The sequence below is a fragment of the uncultured Dysgonomonas sp. genome (assembly GCF_900079725.1).
GTDB lineage: Bacteria > Bacteroidota > Bacteroidia > Bacteroidales > Dysgonomonadaceae > Dysgonomonas.
In genome coordinates, this window is record NZ_LT599032.1 from 467503 (window position 1) to 483142 (window position 15640).

General features: G+C 36.5%; 26 protein-coding genes and 1 tRNA gene. 25 read left to right on the plus strand and 2 right to left on the minus strand.

The window, feature by feature from the left end; translation table 11 throughout:
• Nucleotides 1-129 precede the first annotated feature (129 nt).
• Both QZL88_RS01890 and QZL88_RS01895 read right to left on the minus strand, forming a co-directional pair.
• Nucleotides 130-366, minus strand: coding sequence for a hypothetical protein (locus QZL88_RS01890; protein ID WP_296938308.1), 237 nt, complete (start codon nucleotides 364-366; stop codon nucleotides 130-132).
• Nucleotides 367-424: 58 nt separating this feature from the next.
• Nucleotides 425-712, minus strand: coding sequence for a hypothetical protein (locus QZL88_RS01895; protein WP_296938309.1), 288 nt, complete (start codon nucleotides 710-712; stop codon nucleotides 425-427).
• Between the two features lie 52 nt (nucleotides 713-764).
• Between QZL88_RS01895 and QZL88_RS01900 the strand changes: the two genes are divergently transcribed.
• From QZL88_RS01900 to QZL88_RS02020, 25 genes are all read left to right on the plus strand, one after another.
• Nucleotides 765-1496 carry a phage regulatory protein/antirepressor Ant gene (locus QZL88_RS01900; protein WP_296938310.1) on the plus strand — a complete coding sequence of 244 codons (732 nt, stop codon included), beginning with the start codon at nucleotides 765-767 and terminating at the stop codon, nucleotides 1494-1496.
• Nucleotides 1493-1717 (plus strand): hypothetical protein, encoded by a 225-nt coding sequence (locus QZL88_RS01905; protein WP_296938311.1) that lies wholly within the window; start codon nucleotides 1493-1495, stop codon nucleotides 1715-1717. The genes QZL88_RS01900 and QZL88_RS01905 overlap by 4 nt, the downstream gene beginning before the upstream one ends.
• Entirely contained in the window at nucleotides 1714-1998 is a 285-nt protein-coding gene (locus QZL88_RS01910; RefSeq protein WP_296938312.1) for a helix-turn-helix domain-containing protein, read from the plus strand. The genes QZL88_RS01905 and QZL88_RS01910 overlap by 4 nt, the downstream gene beginning before the upstream one ends.
• A gap of 1 nt (nucleotide 1999) precedes the next feature.
• Nucleotides 2000-2146, plus strand: coding sequence for a hypothetical protein (locus QZL88_RS01915; protein ID WP_296938313.1), 147 nt, complete (start codon nucleotides 2000-2002; stop codon nucleotides 2144-2146).
• Nucleotides 2147-2769: 623 nt separating this feature from the next.
• Nucleotides 2770-2840, plus strand: a tRNA-Ile gene (locus QZL88_RS01920).
• 36 nt (nucleotides 2841-2876) lie between these two features.
• Complete coding sequence (locus QZL88_RS01925; protein ID WP_296938315.1) at nucleotides 2877-3116, plus strand: hypothetical protein; 240 nt, start codon at nucleotides 2877-2879, stop codon at nucleotides 3114-3116.
• Between the two features lie 531 nt (nucleotides 3117-3647).
• A complete protein-coding gene (locus QZL88_RS01930) occupies nucleotides 3648-4472 on the plus strand; it encodes a hypothetical protein (RefSeq protein ID WP_296938316.1) in 825 nt (274 codons plus the stop codon).
• 11 nt (nucleotides 4473-4483) lie between these two features.
• On the plus strand, nucleotides 4484-4666 hold the full coding sequence (locus QZL88_RS01935; protein ID WP_296938318.1) for a hypothetical protein: 183 nt from the start codon (nucleotides 4484-4486) through the stop codon (nucleotides 4664-4666).
• Nucleotides 4659-5027, plus strand: a complete 369-nt coding sequence (locus tag QZL88_RS01940) for a hypothetical protein (protein WP_296938319.1) — start codon at nucleotides 4659-4661, stop codon at nucleotides 5025-5027. Before QZL88_RS01935 ends, QZL88_RS01940 begins: the two co-directional genes overlap by 8 nt.
• A gap of 10 nt (nucleotides 5028-5037) precedes the next feature.
• A complete protein-coding gene (locus QZL88_RS01945; protein ID WP_296938320.1) occupies nucleotides 5038-5946 on the plus strand; it encodes an ATP-binding protein in 909 nt (302 codons plus the stop codon).
• Nucleotides 5918-6616 (plus strand): hypothetical protein, encoded by a 699-nt coding sequence (locus tag QZL88_RS01950; protein WP_296938321.1) that lies wholly within the window; start codon nucleotides 5918-5920, stop codon nucleotides 6614-6616. Before QZL88_RS01945 ends, QZL88_RS01950 begins: the two co-directional genes overlap by 29 nt.
• A complete protein-coding gene (locus QZL88_RS01955; protein ID WP_296938322.1) occupies nucleotides 6609-6902 on the plus strand; it encodes a hypothetical protein in 294 nt (97 codons plus the stop codon). Before QZL88_RS01950 ends, QZL88_RS01955 begins: the two co-directional genes overlap by 8 nt.
• 11 nt (nucleotides 6903-6913) lie before the next feature.
• On the plus strand, nucleotides 6914-7429 hold the full coding sequence (locus tag QZL88_RS01960) for a hypothetical protein (protein WP_296938323.1): 516 nt from the start codon (nucleotides 6914-6916) through the stop codon (nucleotides 7427-7429).
• Between the two features lie 77 nt (nucleotides 7430-7506).
• Nucleotides 7507-7935 (plus strand): hypothetical protein, encoded by a 429-nt coding sequence (locus tag QZL88_RS01965; protein ID WP_296938324.1) that lies wholly within the window; start codon nucleotides 7507-7509, stop codon nucleotides 7933-7935.
• A 4-nt stretch (nucleotides 7936-7939) separates the two neighbouring features.
• Entirely contained in the window at nucleotides 7940-8689 is a 750-nt protein-coding gene (locus QZL88_RS01970) for a hypothetical protein (protein ID WP_296938325.1), read from the plus strand.
• Between the two features lie 197 nt (nucleotides 8690-8886).
• Complete coding sequence (gene dnaN, locus QZL88_RS01975; RefSeq protein WP_296938327.1) at nucleotides 8887-10014, plus strand: DNA polymerase III subunit beta; 1128 nt, start codon at nucleotides 8887-8889, stop codon at nucleotides 10012-10014.
• An 11-nt stretch (nucleotides 10015-10025) separates the two neighbouring features.
• On the plus strand, nucleotides 10026-10418 hold the full coding sequence (locus QZL88_RS01980; protein ID WP_296938328.1) for a hypothetical protein: 393 nt from the start codon (nucleotides 10026-10028) through the stop codon (nucleotides 10416-10418).
• Complete coding sequence (locus QZL88_RS01985; RefSeq protein WP_296938329.1) at nucleotides 10418-10603, plus strand: hypothetical protein; 186 nt, start codon at nucleotides 10418-10420, stop codon at nucleotides 10601-10603. Before QZL88_RS01980 ends, QZL88_RS01985 begins: the two co-directional genes overlap by 1 nt.
• Before the next feature lies 1 nt (nucleotide 10604).
• Nucleotides 10605-11489: an RNA ligase family protein gene (locus QZL88_RS01990; protein WP_296938330.1), complete on the plus strand. Its 885-nt coding sequence runs from the start codon at nucleotides 10605-10607 to the stop codon at nucleotides 11487-11489.
• A gap of 33 nt (nucleotides 11490-11522) precedes the next feature.
• Nucleotides 11523-11840, plus strand: coding sequence for a hypothetical protein (locus tag QZL88_RS01995; protein ID WP_296938331.1), 318 nt, complete (start codon nucleotides 11523-11525; stop codon nucleotides 11838-11840).
• 17 nt (nucleotides 11841-11857) lie between these two features.
• Nucleotides 11858-12145: a hypothetical protein gene (locus QZL88_RS02000; RefSeq protein WP_296938332.1), complete on the plus strand. Its 288-nt coding sequence runs from the start codon at nucleotides 11858-11860 to the stop codon at nucleotides 12143-12145.
• A 3-nt stretch (nucleotides 12146-12148) separates the two neighbouring features.
• Nucleotides 12149-12883, plus strand: coding sequence for a DUF4373 domain-containing protein (locus QZL88_RS02005; protein ID WP_296938333.1), 735 nt, complete (start codon nucleotides 12149-12151; stop codon nucleotides 12881-12883).
• Nucleotides 12880-14940: a DnaB-like helicase C-terminal domain-containing protein gene (locus QZL88_RS02010; RefSeq protein WP_296938334.1), complete on the plus strand. Its 2061-nt coding sequence runs from the start codon at nucleotides 12880-12882 to the stop codon at nucleotides 14938-14940. Before QZL88_RS02005 ends, QZL88_RS02010 begins: the two co-directional genes overlap by 4 nt.
• A gap of 64 nt (nucleotides 14941-15004) precedes the next feature.
• Nucleotides 15005-15463 carry a hypothetical protein gene (locus QZL88_RS02015; RefSeq protein ID WP_296938335.1) on the plus strand — a complete coding sequence of 153 codons (459 nt, stop codon included), beginning with the start codon at nucleotides 15005-15007 and terminating at the stop codon, nucleotides 15461-15463.
• Nucleotides 15460-15639: a hypothetical protein gene (locus tag QZL88_RS02020; protein ID WP_296938336.1), complete on the plus strand. Its 180-nt coding sequence runs from the start codon at nucleotides 15460-15462 to the stop codon at nucleotides 15637-15639. Before QZL88_RS02015 ends, QZL88_RS02020 begins: the two co-directional genes overlap by 4 nt.
• Nucleotide 15640 lies beyond the last annotated feature (1 nt).

Genomic DNA, 15640 nt, shown 5'->3' on the forward strand with positions numbered 1-15640 from the left:
AAAAAGATGACGCCACAATTGTATCAAAAGAAAGAACAACAGTTCTAGGACTCATTCCTATCATCAAGGAAACAAGAACAACCTATCTATATCAAGATAAAACAATAATTTACCGCCTATTCGGAATCACTATTTACAAGAAATTACCGACCGATCGGAGCTTAGTAAAGTCTTCAACGACTCGTAATCTACTTTAATCGGAACAAAAGAAACATCTCTAACGAGTGGTACTATTATATTCCTTTTAAAAGATATAGTTGTGGGGAAATCTTTGTTAGCCTCAGAAGAATCGGAAAAACTGGAAATATCATCAACATTGACAACAACAAACCCGAAAGATGTTTCAAGCTCAATAAACTTACTCATAACATTCAAATTTTAAATTAAACAATCAAAATAATGAATAAAGCAATAGAAAACATAACTAACCGTGATGCTCGTCTTTTGGTAGATTACCTGATTTTGCTAAGACCTCTGTCTCTAAGAGGAGAAGTTCGTTTACTACTTTATTTATTGCGGACGAAACGGACGGATTTAATACTTCCGCATCTCTCTTCTTTGTTAGATCGTTTCGGATTTTTCTTATTTCGGAAATTCTGTCCTGCACGTTTACACCATTTGAGATATCGGCAATAGCAGCCTCCATCTGATTTACTAACTCCTTTAACTCATCTGGCAACTGATCATAAATTTCTTTCTTATTAATACTCATAGCATTCAAATTTTAAAATTTCAATAAAAGTAACAAATAAATTAACAATAGTATGAACAATTTAGTATTTAATCAAAACGGAGCAGCCCTAACAAATAGTTTATTGGTTGCTGAGAAGTTCGGAAAAAGACATGACCATGTATTACGTGACATTAAAAATCTTATTGACTCAACCCAAAATTGGGGGCAGCTCTTTGTTTCAACTACTTACACCGATAATAGCGGAAAATCGAACCCTATGTACATTATGAATCGTGACGGCTTTACCCTCCTTGCAATGGGATTCACCGGAAAGAAGGCATTAGAGTTCAAATTGCAATATATAGAGGCTTTCAATAAGATGGAATCGGCGTTAATAAACAAATTCACACTACCACAATCTTTTTCAGAGGCGTTGCGCTTAGCGGCAGAACAAGCAGAGACAATCGAGAAGCAACAATTACAAATAGAAACACAAAAACCAAAGGTATTATTTGCCGATGCAGTTGAAATGTCAGACAATTCTTGTCTCATCGGTGAATTAGCTAAAATATTGAAGCAGAACGGAGTTGAAATAGGTCAAAATAGGCTGTTCGAATGGATGCGCTACAATGGGTATCTGTGTACTCGTGGCGAACTTTACAACCAACCATCACAATCAGCTATGGAATTGGGCTTATTTGAATTAATCAAACGGACTATCAACAATCCTGATGGTAGCGTCCGAACTACCTGCACGACCAAAGTGACGGGTAAAGGACAAATCTATTTTGTTGAAAAATTCCTTAGAAAGAAATCAGCATGACAAAACTAGAGCCACGCAAGGTAGATACGGTTACTGTGGATGACTTGAGGAATATTGGAATAGGACAGACAGCAGCATTCACCCTACCCAATTTCAGAAAAGTCCGATCAGCGCAAAGTGTAGCATCCTACTATGGAAAGATAAAAGAACTTGGAAAGAAGTTTAAAACACAAAGTCGAGTAGAAGATAATTTATTAATTATTAAAGCGGTAGAGTTATGAATTTTGATATACTACTAACAAATCCAGAGCTGGCAAAAAACATCAAGTTTGAGATAACAGGTGAGAATTTATTAGAATTGTCTGCAACACTAATTAATGCTAGTAAACGAAATGGCGAACAAGAGAAGAAAGAATCATATTATTCTATTTCGGAGACGTGCAGAAAACTTAATAGGACTCGTGTGACGCTTAATAAATGGCATAATGCAGGTGTATTAAAGCACAACCAAATTGGTCTATATAAGAAAAGCGATATAGATAAATTCTTAGAAAAGAAGTGACATGCCCTACCCTACCGACCCTTACGAATCTATCTGGAATGAACTATTTGAGCCCAAAGAAGAAAAGGACACTTATTTTGAAGAAGAACGAACAAAAGAAAAACATTATGAAGAAAAATATGAAAATAGGAATATATCTGATAATTAGCTTAATGCTTTTCATTATAGAATTTACTGAACTGAACCTGATTGCTTTAACCTACTACGGATTTGCTTTATTTAATTTGTATAATGCTGTTCGGTTGGCAAATAAATACAACAAATTGGTATGATACTGATTGCTTCTGTGCTATTTATAGCATATATAACCGCCTTAGTTATCTCCTGAAAAAGTGCAGCCGAATTTGATAAACACGATCCTACTTTTTAAACCATAACATTCTATATATAAGAGTATTAATCAAGCAAAATGTTGCTTGTCATGCGATAGCTATGCTCTAAAGGCTACAGATAAGATCAGCCCTGTTCGATCAGGGGTAGCCACAAACGCAAGATCTTTGACATGTTGGACGCTATATAAAACATTAGAACTGCCTAGCGTAGCAGATCTGCTATATCCTGATGAGATAAACCGGATAGGCGAAAGTTGAGGACTGACCTCTGACGGCAGACGTATAAGCGTTAACGAGACAAACGTAATGAAAAAGAATATTTAGCACCATCGAGGCACATATGAGGCTATTGGGTGTGAACAAATATAAAACAAATCATGCATATACTTGGGGTGTCAGTGATGTATATCAAACCCTGCATGATTGAAAATATAAAGGTGCTTCGTAGTTCAGCGGAAGAACATCACGGTGATAACGAGAAGGTCGGTAGTTCGAATCTACCCGAAGCCACAATGCAATAAAGCAGATAACTAAAAACAAATAATTATGTCACGTAAACATTATTCAGAGGACGAAGTGATTAGAGTATTGTCAAAGAAAAACGACATTCGGATATTAAAGGTTAACAAAGAAATACGTATTCTTTCGGATAAAATAGTCACTTCAAATGGTATCTCAACTAGAAACCCGAACAAACGATTTGATCTTGGAAACGGAAGTTGGGGGAAAATAGACTATCTGACCAAATTTCATGGATATGATATATGGAAGGTATCTAAATTCTAAATAAATAATTCTCCGAACAGTACGATTCTGTGTAATAAACTTGGGTGTTTGTCGGAGAGCAACCCCAACATAGATTGAAGATGACCGTAATTATTACTTATGTGTAGCATTTTTGGTAGGGTTATTTATACCGATGACATATTGGAAAGAATAGAGATACGACAATACGGACGGGTTTAATACACTAAACGGTAATTATTACAATGATGACTACGCTTACGCTTCTTGCGATACGAAAGATGACTGCTCGGAAAGACGGGCAGATATGATAGGATGCAGAAATGGTATCTGCTGAATAAGAGAAATCGAGGCTGGAGTAGTTTAAACCAGTCGATGGCGGCTAAGCGCACCCACAAAACCAATAAGAGGTGCCGATATGGGGGCGCAATTATGAGTTCAAATCTCATACCTATCACACGTATCTGCACTAGCAGATTTGTTTCATGATTAAAAGAGTTTCAGCGCTCTGAGTCGGGATGATTCGGGGTGCTTTTGTTTTGAACGAATTATTAAACTTTAAATAAATTGAGTATGAATTTTCAAGAATTAAAAAAAGTAGTATTAGCGGTAGCCGAAAAGAAAGCTCCCGACTGTTCCCAGACAAAAAGATTAAGTGAGTGTAACACTATCGAAGAGTTATGCGAAGTAGCAAAAGACAATCTCGATTGGGTAAGAAATAACCTTTCTATTCAAGAACTTATCCAAAAGTATGACAATCCAGAAGTATTCAATATCGGGAAGGATAATACGGGCTTGTTTAACTCTGGCGACCGTAACTCTGGCTACCGTAACTCTGGCTACCGTAACTCTGGCGACCGTAACTCTGGCGACCTTAACTCTGGCTACCGTAACTCTGGCGACCGTAACTCTGGCGACCTTAACTCTGGCGACCTTAACTCTGGCGACCTTAACTCTGGCTACCGTAACTCTGGCGACCGTAACTCTGGCGACCTTAACTCTGGCGACCTTAACTCTGGCGACCGTAACTCTGGCTACCGTAACTCTGGCGACCGTAACTCTGGCGTTTTCTGCACACGCAAACGTGAAGATACAGTTCCCATTTTCAACAAAGATAGCGGTATGACTTGGGACGAATGGTATAACCATCCTGCATATAACGCTGCTTATGGATTAATGATTACAAAGTGGGTATCATGGAATAACATGACGGACGAAGAAAAGAAAGACAATCCTAAAGCATTTGTTCCAGAAGGATATGTAAAAGTTTATACATACCATGAAGCGTGGGCGAATCTTTGGAAAACACTTTCAGACAGCACGAAAAACTCATTTAAAGAATTACCGAACTACGATCCAGACATTTTCGAGGAAGTTACAGGAATCCGATTTAATTAATACAAGAAAATATGAAAAATGAGACATCACCCACTTGCCCGATCTGCTCTGCCACAATGGAAGAGAATCGGTACAAAAAGATTACTGTTTGTTATCATTGTTTGGCTTGCGAATATGCGACAAAGAATGATTTTGACAGAATAATGAGAGAAGAAGCGATTATTAACGGAGAATTAGATAATATGTATGAATAATGAACTATTTGAAATAATAGATCCCGAAGCGGATGCGCTGAAAAATACGCCCGAAGAAGAGGCGTTAAGGTTGGCTGATTATATCTACCCGATCAAGGCCAATACATTCAGAAAGCCACCAGAGATAGTACAAGTGAAGCGGATAGCATTTAAAATAGATGCCTTGTGTGATATTGCACATTTCATAAATGAAGATTTGAAAGATGCGGACATTGTCGAGTCTGCATTGAGCTTTGGAAACGATTTTGAGACAGAAACATTCGAGTCTGACAAAATTGTAAAAGTACACTTTGATGCGGATGAATTTACACTATTCCTAAAATGGTGCGAACCGAGAGAAAAAGATTTGTTTAATCAATAAAAAAGAAAAGATGCCAATTATTAGAAAAGAAGAACAGTTACCACTAAGATCAATTGTAATGGTCATTTACGGTCAGGCAGGAGTAGGGAAAACGAGTTTAGCTAATACAGCTAAGAATCCTATACTTATTGACTGTGATAAGGGATCGGACAGAGCCGTAAATAGAACAGATACCCTTGTTGCTTCTACGTGGGATGATATTTTGAAAGATGAGTCGGAATTAGCCAATTACAAAACGGTGGTTATCGATACAGCAAAAGCAGTATTGGATGATTTCCTGAGCATCTGGGCTGTTAAACAAGATTACAGGCTGAAAACCAACAAATTAAGAATGTTCGGCGAGATTGGAGAGCAGTTCAAATCATTTGTTAACCGTTGCCGTTCACTAGATATTGATATTATTATCATATCCCATGTGAAAGAAGAAAAGGATGGCGATATTATAAAGCTATCACCCGATGTTACAGGACAATCGAAAGACCTTATTATCCGTATTGCAGACCAAATTGGGTATATCTCAATGGTAAATAACCAACGAGTAATATCTTTTGATCCTACCGATAATCGTGTTGGAAAGAATACGGCTAAAATAGAGGATGTGGTTATCCCAGATAGTACTTCGCCTGAGTTTGACAATTTTATGGATAGCTTTTCACAACGAGTTAAAGATGCTATTCAGCGATTAACGAAAGATCAGCAAGAAGCTATAGCAGTTGCTCGTGACATACAAGCTAAAATTGAGGCTGTGAAAAACGCAAAAGAGATGAACTCTCTGCTTGGAGAGGTAAATAAATTACCTATAAGCCAACAAAAAGCTATCAAGAACAACATGATAGAAAAAGGTAAGACTATCGGGGTTACTATTAACAAATTAACGAAAGTATTCGAAGATGCAACTGATAAGGGTAACCCAGCTTGAACAGTTTAGAAAGTGGATGACAGGCTGTTTCTATGTAAATGAGCAGTCTGTTATTGACTCACTTTCAGGGGACTTTAAAGGTAATAACAAGACCCGAATAGGCACAGCAGGGCATTTATTTATAGAAAAAGGTGGTGATTGCTTGTTTACTGATTATAATGATATAAACCCAATTATCCCCATAGATGATGAATATTATTCTCGTTACAGTTGGGAGCAGTTGAAAATATTGGATACTCATAGGCGAGAAACAATACCAAGTGCTTTCCACGAACAGAAGTATGGTAAAGAGTTTCAAACAAAGCACTATCCTGTATATGTCGGTGGTACTATAGATATTATACACGGAATAACGCTTAGAGATAATAAGTTCGTATTCAGTACTCCAGACTATTCGAACTATACCGAAAGTCAACAATGGAAGCTATACCTCGAGTTCATGGAGTTAGACATTTTCTACTTCGACCTATTCGAGTTTAAAGGCTACAAAGATGAAATGAAACTGAATGTATCGTCATTAGAAATGGTTCAGCACGAACCTTTAGAGTGCATCCGATACAAGAATATGGAGAAAGACAATCAACGACTCGTAGAGCAGTTTATTGATTGGATTGAGTTTAGGCAATTAAAGCATTTATTAATGGATAAAAAAGATTATTTCAATGAGTGATTTTTTAACGGGTTCTATCTGCCTTACAGATATACCAAAAGAGTTTATAACAGAAGGAAAGAATGGTAAAAAGTATGTCAACTTTGCAGTAAGTAAGCGAAAAGAGGTTAGCCAGTTTGGTGAAACTCACACTATCACCGTTTCAAAACCTAAAGACCAGCGTAAAGAAGGCGAAGGTTTAACTTTCATCGGTGGATTGAAAGAATGGAAAGGGAACGGACAACAGCAATCATCTAATACGCAACAATCAAGTTCGGGTAACGAAGATGATCAAATGCCATTCTAATTTATCTGTCTATGGAATATAAAAAGTGTTTCAAGTGTTCCGAAGTATTGCCTATGACATCATTTTATAAACATCCACAAATGCCTGATGGTCATTTAAATAAATGTAAAGATTGCGCAAAGAATGATGTTCGATTAAACTACTTAAAGAATATAGAGAACCCTGATTACGTAGACAAGGAAAGATTAAGGGGGCGCGTAAAATATGCTAAGTATAGATACAAATCAAAAAGAAGGGAGTCTGGTAGATGTGTGGCTCGTCTTTTAAAACGTAGAGGTATTGATATGAATGAAAAAGAAGCACATCATTGGAATTATAATTTTCCAAACAGTGTCTTTATTGTATCAAAGAGGATTCATTCGCTAATTCACAAAGAACTAACATATGATCCTGATAGAAAAATATTTCACGCCAATGGAATATATCTTGATACAAAAGAAAAGCATTATCAGTATATAATATCTGTTCTAACCGAAAATAATATAAAGTGTAGGATAGATTATTTCGAAACGCTTCAAACAGCGTAACACCGTTCCAACCAAACAGAATTAAATTAAGTCAAACTGAGCCTCTGCATTTTGTAGGGGCTTTTTAAATTAGAAAAATGGAAGAAAATAAAAAGATTATAGAGGTTAATGGTATAAAAATGGAAATTGACCTCAGAGAAGCCAAGGTGATAAACAACTACAAGGTTGGTGACAGCGTAAAGCTCCTTAAAAAAGATTATAGCACATATAGATCTCACCTTGCTATTATCGTAGGATTTGATGAGTTCGATAAACATCCGACCATTATTGTTGCATATCTGGATATCGAATATTCAGGCGCATCTATCAAGTTCGAGTATATAAATAGCGAAACGAAGGATTCTGAAATATGTCCAGTAAACGAATGGGATATACCATTTAGTAAGCAAGATATTTTGGATAGGATCAACACGGAGATTGAAAAGAAAAAAGAGGAAACTAGGAGCCTTGAAAGTAAACGCAAGTGCTTTATAGAAATGTTTGGTAAATACTTCGAAAACAAATAAACCTATGCAAGAAATAAAGATACCAGAACGATGCAAAGCGTCTATAGATTTTGATAAGCGAGTCGTGGTGATTGAGAGTGAAAAGTTTACACCAAAAAAAGGTGATATATGCGTAAAGCGGAATAAATGGATTTTTATTTTTAGTCATACAATTCAATTATTTTCGCCTGATGCAATTTGTTATTATGTTCTTATCTCGAAGATGGATGACTTAATCCGTTTTGATAAACATGGAATAGGTTCGCTTTCAGATAGAGAAGAAATTCGCCTTGCCACCAAATCCGAACAGCAACTATTACTCGATGCCTTAGCGAAAGAGGGTAAGAAATGGAATGCTAATACTCTACAAATCGAGAATATTGAAAACGACATTCTAGTTCCTGAGAGTATAGGGATATATAGATATAATGCTCCACATGAATATGGTGGTGGGGATAATTTATTTATCGGGTTTAATGACAATACTCAATTATTAGGTTACTGTGCTGACAGATGGGTTGCATATCCGAACATCTATAACGATAATAAAAAAGTCCAATGCAAACTAACCCCATGCAAGCGTGAAGATTTGAAAAATGGAGATACAGCTTTTATTAGCGATACATTCCGATTGGATGACAGTATGTTATCAGATAGAGGTAGATATGTTAAGATAATAGGTGACAAAGCTATTAAAATTAACAAGAAAGGCGAACCGATATATGATAATGCTTTTCATAATTATTGGTATAAGGTTGAACCTGTAAATAAATAACAATATGGTTAAAAGAATATGCTTATTTATTATACTGCTTTTTGTAATCATAATTACGCTTAATACAATTAATTACTTCCATTATAACGAAAATCCAACAATCCTTCAAATATTATCATGGCTATTTATGTGCTTCTTTTTCGGGGCTGGATTAGGTCGTTTATTTGGTGAATCCACTAATAATAAAAAAGATTAATATGCAATTTACAGTTAACTCAAAAAAACTCTTTACCAAACTGCAAGCAGCAGCACAGGTAATAAATAAAAAGAACACGCTACCTATTTTAGATTGTTTTCTATTGGGACTGCGTGGAAATATACTTAACATAGCCTCGACAGATGGTGAGGTTCGGTTAGTAACGAAAGTAGAGGTTCAGGATGCAAAAGGTGATATAAAAATTGCCGTCAATGCTCAGACCTTAGTTAGTGCATTAAAAGAGCTACCCGATCAGCCTATTACATTCGAGGTTAATAAGGATAACTTCGAGATATTCATTCACTACCATAACGGGAAGTTCAATTTTATCGGGCAAAGTGCAGATGATTATCCTATTCCAAGGCTATTAGATGAAAAGGTTAAGCAAGAACTAACTATTGATGCCGATGTTTTGCTGAACGGAATAGCAGGAACGTTGTTTGCGGTATCTGACGATGAACTAAGACCTGTAATGTGTTCAGTTTATTTCGATATTACTAAGGATGATGTAACGTTTGTAACGTCTGACGGACACCGCCTAGTTAAACTTGTAAGCAAGGTGGCGCGAGGTGTGGATAAGGCTTCGTTTGCCTTACCGACAAAGGGTGCAAATGTCATTCAAAGCTTACTCGCCAAACAAAGCGACCCCGTAAAGATTCGATTCGACTATAACAACGCTGTATTTGATCTGTCCGACTATTCCGTTACGGTTCGGTTTATTGAAGGGCGTTATCCTAATTATAACAGCGTGATTCCACATGATAATCCGAATAAGTTTACTATAAGTAAAAGTAGTCTGTCCGCTATTATCAAACGTGTATCTGTATTTGCAAGCGAGGCAAGTAGCTTAGTTAAGCTCGACATAGACAACAATGCTCTGACTATCTCAGCGCAAGATATTGACTATTCTACTGCCGCTGAAGAAAATATCGCTATTGAATATGATGGTATACCAATGCAAATAGGATTCAAATACACGTTCCTACTCGATCTGCTAAAGAATATCCATTCCGATGAAGTAGAAGTGCAGCTATCCGAACCGAGTCGAGCAGCCTTACTTATGCCGATTGGTAGCGGTTCGGGTTGGGATAGTACGTATTTATTAATGCCGATGATGTTGAATGATTAAATAGAATAGTTATGGGACAGATGAAAAAGTTTATTTACATAGGAGCTTATATTGAGTTAGGAAACTTGGCTGATGGCGATTTTGAACCATATAAAAAGTTTCAAGATTACATGAATGACAACGATAGATTTGACCACTTCTTTGAGAAATTCATATTTCCTTATCAAGGGCTTGAAGGGTACAATATCCTCGTTCCTCATTCGGGGGATTGGGGTGAGCATCAAGATGAAGACGAAGAACATATTTGGAATTTTGGAGATTTTGATGAATACAAAGAAACCGAGCTAATAATTTCATTCAAAGATGAATATACTGCAATCATAGGCGAAATAACTAATGTTGTCGGCTCTGAAAATATCCATATCCGATGTGGAATTATAGATTATTTTGACGAAAGAGCTTAATGGCAAAACGGACTAAACCGCCTCAATCCGACATGACCGATTGCTGCCGGAGATGTGCGTTTAATGAAGGTGAAGGAGTGATGGGCAATATGTTTCATTGCTCCTTTCTTAATTACTGCCACAACTCATACAAAGGTTGCGAAGCGGAACGACTCGGTAAAGGAAAATTTAAAGAGAAAAAATAAGATGGAATTTAAAAAATATCAACACATAGAGCGATTCGGAACAACAGAAGTTGAAGGAATCCAAAACGGTAAATGCTATATATTTCCAAAAATAGATGGAACTAATGCGTCCCTGTGGTGGAGCAATGGACTAAAAGCAGGGAGCCGAAATAGGGAGCTATCAATTGATAATGATAACGCCGGGTTTTATAAATGGGCTTTAGGACAAGAACATATAATACAATTTTTGAAATCTCATCAAAATGTTAGGCTGTATGGGGAATGGCTCGTGCCACATACGTTGAAAACATATAACGATAATGCTTGGATGAATTTTTATGTATTTGATGTAATGGTTGGTGATGAATATGTTGATTTTGGTAGTTATTCATCGGAACTACAGCAATACAATATAGAATACATACCCGCTATTTGCATTATTAATAACCCATCGTATGAAAGGCTTATAGGGCTACTAGAACAGAATGACTATTTGGTGAAAGATGGCAATGGTATAGGCGAAGGAATAGTTATAAAAAATTATGATTACAAGAACAAATACGGTCGTGTTGTTTGGGCTAAAATAGTCTCTAATGAATTTAAAGGTAAGCATAAAAAAGCTATGCCTAATGAGATTAAAGAGAAGAATTTAGTTGAGAAGGATATTGTAGACAAATACATAACGAGGTCATTATTAGACAAAGAACAATCCAAAATCGAAAACGAAATGAACGGTTGGAGTTCTAAGTATATACCACGTCTCATCAATGTTGTTTTTTACAATCTTATTAGAGAAGAGAGTTGGAATTTCGTAAAGGAATTTAAAAACCCTACTATTGATTTTAAGCGGCTATCATTCTTTACTACCACAAAAATAAAAGAACTAAAGCCAGATGTATTCAATTAGCTATCAACAACTCATCAAAAACAAATCACCAACATGGAACAATTAGAATTATTCAATATAGAACCGATACAGCCAGCACCGAAACGAATGAGAGAAATAGTCGTCGGAAGAAAGCGAATTAAACGCCGTGTAAGCAACGGGAATACTTTAATCGAGCAATTGCAGCCTGAGATAAGAAAAGTGCCGCTAATCGTCTGCAAACAACCTAAAACGATTAAGATGATTCCTTACAACTGGACTAAAAAGCAGAAAGAGGCATATATCAAGTCTCACTATGACGAAAATGGCAGATTCATATTCGAACCTGCTGGAGACTTTACAGTTTTTGGAGGTGCAGCAAGTAGGCAGTAAAATTTAATTTAAGTATTATGGAAGAAATAGTTTGCAAGAAATGTGGAGTTGTCAATGAATACAAAACAGAATACAGAGGAAAACATTTGACGGCGTTCTGTACTGCTTGTGGAACATATATAAAACATATTCCACATGTTGAACCTGCCATGTTCTTTAGTAAGAAATACCCCGACATGAAGATTTCGGAGTGTGAAGATCTACAATACCTCCAATGGGTACATGAGAAAATAAAACTCAGTAACCGATATAAAGAAGCGGTTGAAAGACGTATTGATGAACTTGAAGGTTATAAATATATTTAGAATATGGAAACTATGGCTAGAAAGAATAAAGTAGGACTAGATTACTTTCCTTTTGAAGTAAGTTTTTTTTCTGATTTAAAGGTTCGGCGGCTCATTAGAAAGGATGGCGGACAAGCCGTTTCCATCTATGCTTATCTTTTGTGCTTAATCTACGAAAACGGATATTACGTAAAGTGGGATGAAGATATGCCATTTATTATTCATGAATCAGTTGGAGTAGATGAATCTTATGTATCAAAGGTAGTTACAAGCTGCATAGAAGTTGATTTATTTGATGCAGAAGTTTTTGAAGTAAGCGGAATATTGACCTCGAAAGGCATTCAGGAACGATATTCTTATGTAAATAAGCAGTGTAAGAGAAAAGCGGTTGTTTCCGAATTTAAGTTAATAGATACGGAAGGAATGCAACAAAAGAAAGAAAAGGAAATAAAAGGAAAAGAAATAAACCTAGAGTTTATTGAGTCTGAGTTTGCTGAATCTTTTAATAGGTGGTTGGAGTATAAAAAAAGCATTGGTAAATACTATAAGGTTCAATGGTCTATTGAGGCAGCATATAGAAATATGAAAGATTTGGCAGAGAACTCACCTATAATCTCAACAGCAATAGTAGATCAATCTATCAAGAGAGAATGGGATGGATTATTTGAGTTAAAAGATGCGTCCTTATTGAATAGACTAAGAGCGCAATCCATTTCAAATAAACACACCAAGCCTAATCCTAACGAATCACGACAATGAATGAAGTTGAGATAAGAAAAGCCTTAGACATTCTCAAAAAAGAAAATGAGATAATAGAGGTTCGAATTATTGGCGATTATACTTATTCGGGGTATTTCAAGAATATCGACAATCTGATACAAGCTATCAAGCCTTACCAAAATGATAACATTTATTTCACTCTTAACGAGATAAAAGAAGATTGTTATAGCAGAAGCCAATCCGAAAAGATTGTAAGGTCAAATAAGCAGACAAAGACAACATCAGATACTGACATCTCAGGGCGTGACTATATTCTCATTGACATTGACCCAAAACGGGCAACAGGCGTTTCGGCAAGTGATGAAGAAGTTACTAAGGCTCGAATAGTTGGGAATAAGGTTTATGCTTTTCTCCGAGATCAAGGATTCACTAAGCCGATATGTGCGTTTTCTGGTAACGGTATTCACTTATTGTATAAGGTTAATCTTCTTAACAACGAAGAGAACCGAACGCTACTAGAACGCTTTCTGCACACCCTTGATATGTTATTCTCTGATGAGTTTGCCGATGTAGATACCACAGTGTTTAACGCGGCACGTATTACTAAGCTATACGGAACATTTAGCCGTAAGGGAGCAAATACAGAAGATAGACCACACCGAATCAGTCGTCTTATCTCTGTGCCAGATAGCCTTGAACCATTAGATCGTGCGTATATTCAGAAAGTTGTTGACCTATATCCAAAAGAGGAAGTCAAGACATGGCAGAATAATTATCAGGGTAATAATGCATTCAACTTAGATGAGTTTATTTCGAAACATGGTATCAATGTAATTCGTAAGCAACCGTTCAAAAACGGAGAGAAGCTAATCATTGATTGCTGCTTTGATTCGAATCACAAAGGCGATGGAGCTATCTTCAGGCTTAACAATGGTGCTATAGGCTTTAAATGTTTTCATAATAGCTGTTCGCATCATAATTGGGAGTCATTCCGCAATCACTTTGAACCGAACCGATTTAAAAATAACCAAATATCCTACAACAGACGACTTGATAATAAGCCTAATGTAGAGTATAAGCCGCAAATTGAGAGTGAAGATAAAGGCAAGAAGTTCCTCACGTTTCCCGAGATAAAGGATAAGGATAGAAGTCAAATAGTATCTATCCCGACAGGATTCACTCTGCTTGATGACAAGATAATCGGATTGAATAAAGGAGAACTGACTCTAGTGTCTGGCTCAAACGCATCGGGTAAGTCCTCAATGATAAAGCAGCTGTGCTTAAATGCAGCTGATAAAGGTTTTCGGATCATTGAGTACTCAGGGGAGTTAGATCCTACTCGCTCTAAGTCATGGACAGTTCAGCAAGCGGCAGGTAGGCAGTTTGTAGAAGCTACCAAGTATGCCAACTATTTCAGAGTACCACAGAATATATCTGATAAAATATCAGAGTGGCTATCTGATAAATGGAAGGTATATAACAATCTATACGGTTCAAACTTTGAGCAACTAGTCGCTGATGTCGAAGATACACTGTCTACAGAAACATGCGATATATTCATTGTAGATAACATTATGGCTCTCGACCTATCCGATATATCAAACGATAAGTACGAACGTCAGAAATTGGCTGTATTGCGCTTAAAAGAACTAGCTATTAAGTATAATATTCATATCATATTGGTAGCCCATCCGAGGAAGTCTGTTTCGTTTCTACGGAAAGATGATGTGTCAGGGAGTGCCGATCTAACTAATGCCGTAGAGAATGTTTTACTTGTTCATCGCAAGAATAACGACTTTGTAAGACGGGCTGGAGAGTTCTTTGGAGAAGATGTAGCTAGTCAATATTACAAGTATGGAAATATAATTGAAGTAGCTAAGAATAGAGATTTGGGTATATGCGATGTTCTTGTCGGGTTGTACTACGAAATTGAATCTAAACGCTTCTTAAATGACTTTACCGATAATTATTGCTACGGTTGGCAAGACTCGATTACGGAAGAAGAACCTCAATTCGGTTTTCCACAATTTGATTATGTAATGACAGAACAAGAGTTTTTTTCCGAACCAACACCATCAGATCAATTACCCTTCTAGCAGCTTTCGAGTTGCTTTTTAAATTAATACATATGAAGAACTTAAAATTTAAATTAATACAGAAATGGAACTTGAATTAAAGCATTTGGCTCCGTATTTTCCGTACGGGCTGAAAGGAATAGCCTATGTATCAAAAGATATAGCACTAGACAATGTAGATATTATAGGATGCAATCGTAGCGAACTTTATTGTAAGTATACCTCGGAAAGGTATAAGAATATGAGTGGTGCAAGAAAATGGTTTGATCTTTATGAGATCAAGCCCCTCCTTCTCCCTATGTCCTCACTCTACACAGAAATAACACATAATGGGAAGACATTTATTCCTTGGAAAGAACTTGACTGGGGAAGTTGGAATGACGAAATAGGATATATCGTTAGTGCTGAATATGGAGAGAATCCTAGAGTAGCAATTAATGTCTTAGACTTCATAGATGACTATTATAAACTTCTTGAATGGCACTTCGATGTATTCGGCTTAATCGACAAAGGACTGGCACTAGACAAAACAAAAATAAAATGAAACGATTTAAGGAAAAAATAAAAGCTATCTGGCACATCATAACCGATAGCGAGTATATCGTTTTTACTGTGACGATGAAAAATGGAAAGTACAAAAGAGGTAGTGCTGTAATTTCTGATAATATAAGTCAGACATCTATGGATTGTGCAATTGAAACATTAATAAGAAATTTATAGC

What these genes read in the sequence shown, in the direction of transcription:
- QZL88_RS02015 (WP_296938335.1), top strand. Translation starts at nt 15,005, where the DNA reads ATGGAACTTGAATTAAAGCATTTGGCTCCGTATTTTCCGTACGGGCTG.
- QZL88_RS01990 (WP_296938330.1), top strand. Translation starts at nt 10,605, where the DNA reads ATGGAATTTAAAAAATATCAACACATAGAGCGATTCGGAACAACAGAA.
- QZL88_RS01980 (WP_296938328.1), top strand. Translation starts at nt 10,026, where the DNA reads ATGGGACAGATGAAAAAGTTTATTTACATAGGAGCTTATATTGAGTTA.
- QZL88_RS01955 (WP_296938322.1), top strand. Translation starts at nt 6,609, where the DNA reads ATGAGTGATTTTTTAACGGGTTCTATCTGCCTTACAGATATACCAAAA.
- QZL88_RS02010 (WP_296938334.1), top strand. Translation starts at nt 12,880, where the DNA reads ATGAATGAAGTTGAGATAAGAAAAGCCTTAGACATTCTCAAAAAAGAA.
- QZL88_RS01960 (WP_296938323.1), top strand. Translation starts at nt 6,914, where the DNA reads ATGGAATATAAAAAGTGTTTCAAGTGTTCCGAAGTATTGCCTATGACA.
- QZL88_RS01900 (WP_296938310.1), top strand. Translation starts at nt 765, where the DNA reads ATGAACAATTTAGTATTTAATCAAAACGGAGCAGCCCTAACAAATAGT.
- QZL88_RS01970 (WP_296938325.1), top strand. Translation starts at nt 7,940, where the DNA reads ATGCAAGAAATAAAGATACCAGAACGATGCAAAGCGTCTATAGATTTT.
- QZL88_RS01995 (WP_296938331.1), top strand. Translation starts at nt 11,523, where the DNA reads ATGGAACAATTAGAATTATTCAATATAGAACCGATACAGCCAGCACCG.
- QZL88_RS02000 (WP_296938332.1), top strand. Translation starts at nt 11,858, where the DNA reads ATGGAAGAAATAGTTTGCAAGAAATGTGGAGTTGTCAATGAATACAAA.
- QZL88_RS01905 (WP_296938311.1), top strand. Translation starts at nt 1,493, where the DNA reads ATGACAAAACTAGAGCCACGCAAGGTAGATACGGTTACTGTGGATGAC.
- QZL88_RS01910 (WP_296938312.1), top strand. Translation starts at nt 1,714, where the DNA reads ATGAATTTTGATATACTACTAACAAATCCAGAGCTGGCAAAAAACATC.
- QZL88_RS01985 (WP_296938329.1), top strand. Translation starts at nt 10,418, where the DNA reads ATGGCAAAACGGACTAAACCGCCTCAATCCGACATGACCGATTGCTGC.
- QZL88_RS01935 (WP_296938318.1), top strand. Translation starts at nt 4,484, where the DNA reads ATGAAAAATGAGACATCACCCACTTGCCCGATCTGCTCTGCCACAATG.
- QZL88_RS01930 (WP_296938316.1), top strand. Translation starts at nt 3,648, where the DNA reads ATGAATTTTCAAGAATTAAAAAAAGTAGTATTAGCGGTAGCCGAAAAG.
- QZL88_RS01945 (WP_296938320.1), top strand. Translation starts at nt 5,038, where the DNA reads ATGCCAATTATTAGAAAAGAAGAACAGTTACCACTAAGATCAATTGTA.
- dnaN (WP_296938327.1), top strand. Translation starts at nt 8,887, where the DNA reads ATGCAATTTACAGTTAACTCAAAAAAACTCTTTACCAAACTGCAAGCA.
- QZL88_RS01915 (WP_296938313.1), top strand. Translation starts at nt 2,000, where the DNA reads ATGCCCTACCCTACCGACCCTTACGAATCTATCTGGAATGAACTATTT.
- QZL88_RS01895 (WP_296938309.1), bottom strand. Translation starts at nt 712, where the DNA reads ATGAGTATTAATAAGAAAGAAATTTATGATCAGTTGCCAGATGAGTTA.
- QZL88_RS01965 (WP_296938324.1), top strand. Translation starts at nt 7,507, where the DNA reads ATGGAAGAAAATAAAAAGATTATAGAGGTTAATGGTATAAAAATGGAA.
- QZL88_RS01950 (WP_296938321.1), top strand. Translation starts at nt 5,918, where the DNA reads ATGCAACTGATAAGGGTAACCCAGCTTGAACAGTTTAGAAAGTGGATG.
- QZL88_RS01890 (WP_296938308.1), bottom strand. Translation starts at nt 366, where the DNA reads ATGAGTAAGTTTATTGAGCTTGAAACATCTTTCGGGTTTGTTGTTGTC.
- QZL88_RS02020 (WP_296938336.1), top strand. Translation starts at nt 15,460, where the DNA reads ATGAAACGATTTAAGGAAAAAATAAAAGCTATCTGGCACATCATAACC.
- QZL88_RS02005 (WP_296938333.1), top strand. Translation starts at nt 12,149, where the DNA reads ATGGAAACTATGGCTAGAAAGAATAAAGTAGGACTAGATTACTTTCCT.
- QZL88_RS01925 (WP_296938315.1), top strand. Translation starts at nt 2,877, where the DNA reads ATGTCACGTAAACATTATTCAGAGGACGAAGTGATTAGAGTATTGTCA.
- QZL88_RS01940 (WP_296938319.1), top strand. Translation starts at nt 4,659, where the DNA reads ATGAATAATGAACTATTTGAAATAATAGATCCCGAAGCGGATGCGCTG.